Source organism: Rhodococcus sp. LB1, assembly GCF_001583455.1.
In the GTDB taxonomy this organism is placed as follows: Bacteria; Actinomycetota; Actinomycetes; order Mycobacteriales; family Mycobacteriaceae; genus Rhodococcus_F; species Rhodococcus_F opacus.
Map to the genome: position 1 here is coordinate 1 of NZ_LTCZ01000253.1, position 4,246 is coordinate 4,246.

Below are 4,246 nucleotides of genomic sequence, written 5' to 3' on the forward strand. Positions count from 1 at the left end.
ATCGTCGTCGTAGAACATCTTCACTGTCATGGTGGGTGTTTCTGCGGTGAGCACGTGTGCTGCTTTCTCTTCACGGGGATGGACCGGTCGATCGGATGAGCCGACTCGGTGCGGGTAATGATGTTGGTCGATAACGGGTTTGCGTGGTTCCGGATGTCCGCCGATCCAGATGTTGTCAGTCACTGAGCACGCCGGCGGCGAGGAACCCGCCGTCGACGGGAATGACATGGCCGTTGATATAGGCCGCGTCGTCGGAGGCGAGGAAGTCGACGGCGCCGGCGACCTCGCCCGGTGTGCCGTAGCGCTGCGCCGGTACCAGGCGGTTGTAGGCGGCGCGGGTGGCGGCGGTGTGGACCGCTTGCGATAGTGGTGTTTCGATGGGCCCGGGCGCGACGGCATTCGCAGTGATGCCGTGCGGGGCCAGCTCCACTGCTATCTGGCGGGTCAGACCGATCAGGCCCGCCTTCGAGGTGCCGTACGCGGTGCGACCGGCACCGGCACGCATCCCGCTGGTCGAGGCGATGTTGATGATGCGACCACATTGCTGTTCGAGCATCAGTCGGGCTGCCTGCTGAGCGCAGCGGAACGCCCCGGTGAGATTGACGCGCAGGGTCGCCTCCCAGTGATCGTCGGGATAGTCGAGGAAGGGGAGCGTCTTGGCGATACCCGCATTGTTGACCAGGATGTCGCAGCGTCCGTAGGTTTCGGTGACCCACTTGAAGCCCGCCTCGATCGAGGCGCGGTCACCGATGTCCATCGTCAGTGCGTCCGCGCTCATGCCGCGGCTGGTCATATCGGCAGCGAGAGCATGCGCGGCATCGTGATTCAGATCGGCCAGCACCACGTGCCGCCCGTGCTCACCCAGACGTTCGGCGATGGCAGCCCCGATCCCTGCCCCGGATCCGGTGACAAGGGCTATGCGTTCATTCATCGTGGTTCCAATTCTTTCGTTGCCATTAGGTGTGTATGCGCTGGGCAGCGCGTGGGCATTCAGTCGTCATGCCGACGGCTTGGGAAAGGGGTGCGGCGCTGCCGGACTCCGGGACACCACCGACTGAACCGCCTTCAATGTGGGTGGGGCGCGTGTTCACGATCGGCCGTGCGCTGGCCGACGTCGTCGGATCCTCCGCTGGACTTGGTTCGCCGGGCGTCGAGGATCGCCACGATCAGGGCGGCGAGGATGACCCCGACCCCGATGATCCAGAAGCCCGAGGCGGTGTTGCCGGACGTGGCGACCAGACCGATCAGGAGGGGTCCGACCAGGCCGCCGAAGTTTCCGCAGAGGTTGACGAAACCAACCGAGGCCCCGGCCTGGTTGCGGGGAACGATCTGCATCACCCAGGTCCACCAGAGTGCGAGGGCTGCGTAGATGGAGCCGGCGGCGACGACGAGCATCGCGAAACTGAAAACCGCTCCGAAGTGCACGAAATGTTGGACGATCATCGCTGTGCCGCTGATCGCGATGGGCAGTGCGATGAACGAACCGAGTGAGCGGCCACTGGCGACGGCACGCTTGGTGACCAGATAGAGAGCGGCGGTGCCGACGAGGAACGGGATGGCCGTCAAGAGTCCGACGAGGAACGAGCCCTGTCCGGTGAGATCGCCGATGACGGTGGGCAGCCAGAGCGTGAGTGCGTAGATGCCCATGACCCAGAAGAAGTAGATCAGCGCCAGCAACCACACCACCGGCCGCATGAACACCTGCAACAGGGTCGACTCGTCGGTGGTCTCGACGGTGCGCGTGGCGAGGATGTGGTCCCGTTCCTGGGAGCTCAGGCGGGGGTGGTCTTCCGGCTTCTCGGTGGCCGAGAAGTATAGCCAGATCGCGACGAGGATTGCGGGAATGGCTTGGATGATGAACATCGCGCGCCAGTTGGTGACCTCGATCAGCCATCCGGACAGGGGTGCCATCACCGCCGAGGACAGCGGCACGGTGTACATCGTCAAGGCGACGGCGAGGCCGCGTTCGCGGGAGGGGAACCAGCTGATGAACATGACTGCGAAGGCCGGGAAGATGGCTCCTTCGGCGAGTCCGAGGACGATGCGTGCCGCCATCAGAACCGGCAGGTTGTGGACAGCACCGGTCACGGCCGCGGACAGCCCGATGATCAACATGCACGCCACGATGATGTTCTTGGCGTGTCCCCTGCCGGCCCACGCGCCGGCGGGCATCCCGCTGACGACGTAACCCCAGAAGAAGGCCGAGAACACCAGGCCCATTGCGGCCGCGCTCAACTGCAGTTCGTCGGCCATGTGCGGGGAGGCGACACTGATGTTGGTTCGGTCCATGAAGCAGATGAAGTAGGTCACGAACAGCGGGATACCGATGCGTGCCCACCGAACCTGTCGGATATCGATTCGTGGAGGCCGTGCGGCCGCGGACGTCGGAGTCATTGCGGGTCCTGTCTTTCATCGAGCAAGTTGGGGGCGGAAGAAGTGCTGGCGGGTTCTGCACCGCCCTCCTTCCCAGGAGACCAAGGGCGTGACCTGAGTCACGCTGTGGTGTGACTGTGTTCCCTTCCAGCATGTGACGTCAAGCAGGCAGCCAAAGCCGCAGGAAATCGGTCCATATTATGGAATTGTTGACCGAGATCCAGCTCACGTTTTACTGTCATTTGCAGGCCAGCGCGCCGCCAATCCATTCCAATCTCGCACGACGTGCCCCGAGGGAGATTTCACAATGCGGAACGATTCCATCGACTCGGTGTCGGCTCGCGCCGGCCGGGACGCCCTTCCTGGTTCGCAGAGTGTGCGCCGAGCCCTCGATCTGCTGTCGATGGTGGCGGGCTGGGATCGTGTCGGCGGGCTGTCCCTGGCGGAGTTGGCCTCGGAGAGTGGACTCAGTAAGCCGACGGTGCACCGATTGCTGTCGGAGTTGGTGAGCACCGGCTATCTCGAGCAGGCCGACGACCGGCGGTACCTGCTCGGCCCGGAGGCGTACACCGTCGGAAATGCCGCCGAACGGCGGCACGGACTGCAGCAGCAGGCCCTGGCCTCGGTGGTGCGGCTCGCGCAGGTGTCCGAGGACGCGGCCTTCATCTCGGTGCGCCGCGGCACTCACTCGGTGTGTGTACATCGCGAGGAGGGAACGTGGCCGATCCGCAGTCACGTTCTGCAGGCCGGCGACCGGTACCCGCTCGGCGTCGGGGCGCACGGCATGGCCTTACTCGCTGCCCTGCCTCCGCAGGTCGCCTCCAGTGTGATGGCGGCCAATGCGCCCGAACTGGCCCAGCGGTATCCCGAGCTGACGCCCGACCGGTTGCTCGAGCAAGCCGAGCGCACCCGCCGGCGCGGCGGCATTGCGGTCAACGAGGGCATGGTCGTTCCCGAATCGTGGGCGATCGGGATCGCCGTCCTCGACTCCCACGGCGAACCCGCGCTCGCGCTGAGCATCGCGGCCATCAGCTCCCGGATGGGGCCGGACCGACAAGCGCGTCTGGCCATCCTGCTCAAGGAGGAAGCCGCCCGGCTCGCTCCCACCCTGCGCACCGAATCATCAGCCCTGTAACCACAACCACCGCGGCCACCTGCCCCTGTCGCCGCGACACCGATATCGGAGAAAACATGACTTCTCGCACATCCATCACCGGGTGGGGACACTCGAAGTTCGGCAGACTGAACGAACCCGACGTCACCGCCCTGATCGGTTCCGTCGTTCCCGAAGCCCTCACCCACGCTCACGTGGAGCCCAGCGAAGTCGACGGCATCTTCGTCGGCGTCTACAACAACGGCTTCTCCGACCAGGACTTTCAGGCGTCCCTGGTGTCCCTGTCGATGCCCGAATTCCAGCACACTCCCGCGATGCGCGTCGAGAATGCTTGTGGCACAGGAAGTGCCGCACTGTACGCCGCATGCGACTTCATCGACTCCGGACGCGGTGACGTCGCGTTGGTCATCGGCGCCGAGAAGATGACCGCAGTCGACACCCCTCGCGCCGGGGAAATTCTGCTCTCCGGCTGCTACCGGCCCGAAGAATCGAACGTCACAGGCGGATTCGCCGGTGTCTTCGCCGGAATCGCCCGCGCCTACGCCGAACGCTACGGAGATCCGAGCGCGGCAATGGCCGCCATCGCCGCCAAGAATCACCACAACGGCATGAGCAACCCGTACGCCCAGCTGCACAAGGACCTCGGCTTCGACTTCTGCAACACCGTCTCCGACAAGAACCCCTATGTGGCGGAGCCGTTGCGGCGCACGGACTGCTCCCTGCTCTCCGACGGCGCAGTGGCACTGGTGATCACCAGTG

Annotated in this window: 5 protein-coding genes; 2 read left to right on the forward strand and 3 right to left on the reverse strand. The window is 64.9% G+C overall.

The genetic code is table 11. The annotated features are described in order from the left end of the window. The 3 genes from AZG88_RS54350 to AZG88_RS28375 form a co-directional block, all read right to left on the reverse strand. Nucleotides 1-183 (reverse strand): hypothetical protein (locus tag AZG88_RS54350; protein WP_231914238.1); only part of this gene is annotated, 183 nt, incomplete at its 3' end. Then, on the reverse strand, nt 176-931 hold the full coding sequence (locus AZG88_RS28370; RefSeq protein ID WP_061699816.1) for an SDR family NAD(P)-dependent oxidoreductase: 756 nt from the start codon (nt 929-931) through the stop codon (nt 176-178). The genes AZG88_RS54350 and AZG88_RS28370, both read right to left, overlap by 8 nt. A 134-nt stretch (nt 932-1,065) precedes the next feature. Next, the gene (locus tag AZG88_RS28375; protein WP_005246696.1) at nt 1,066-2,394 is read right to left on the reverse strand and encodes an MFS transporter; all 1,329 of its coding nucleotides are present in this window, start codon (nt 2,392-2,394) and stop codon (nt 1,066-1,068) included. 286 nt (nt 2,395-2,680) lie between these two features. Between AZG88_RS28375 and AZG88_RS28380 the strand changes: the two genes are divergently transcribed. Both AZG88_RS28380 and AZG88_RS28385 read left to right on the forward strand, forming a co-directional pair. Next, complete coding sequence (locus tag AZG88_RS28380; protein ID WP_037180826.1) at nt 2,681-3,508, forward strand: IclR family transcriptional regulator; 828 nt, start codon at nt 2,681-2,683, stop codon at nt 3,506-3,508. A 56-nt stretch (nt 3,509-3,564) separates the two neighbouring features. Further along, nucleotides 3,565-4,246: beta-ketoacyl synthase N-terminal-like domain-containing protein (locus AZG88_RS28385; RefSeq protein ID WP_269455079.1), on the forward strand; the 682-nt coding region annotated here is incomplete at its 3' end.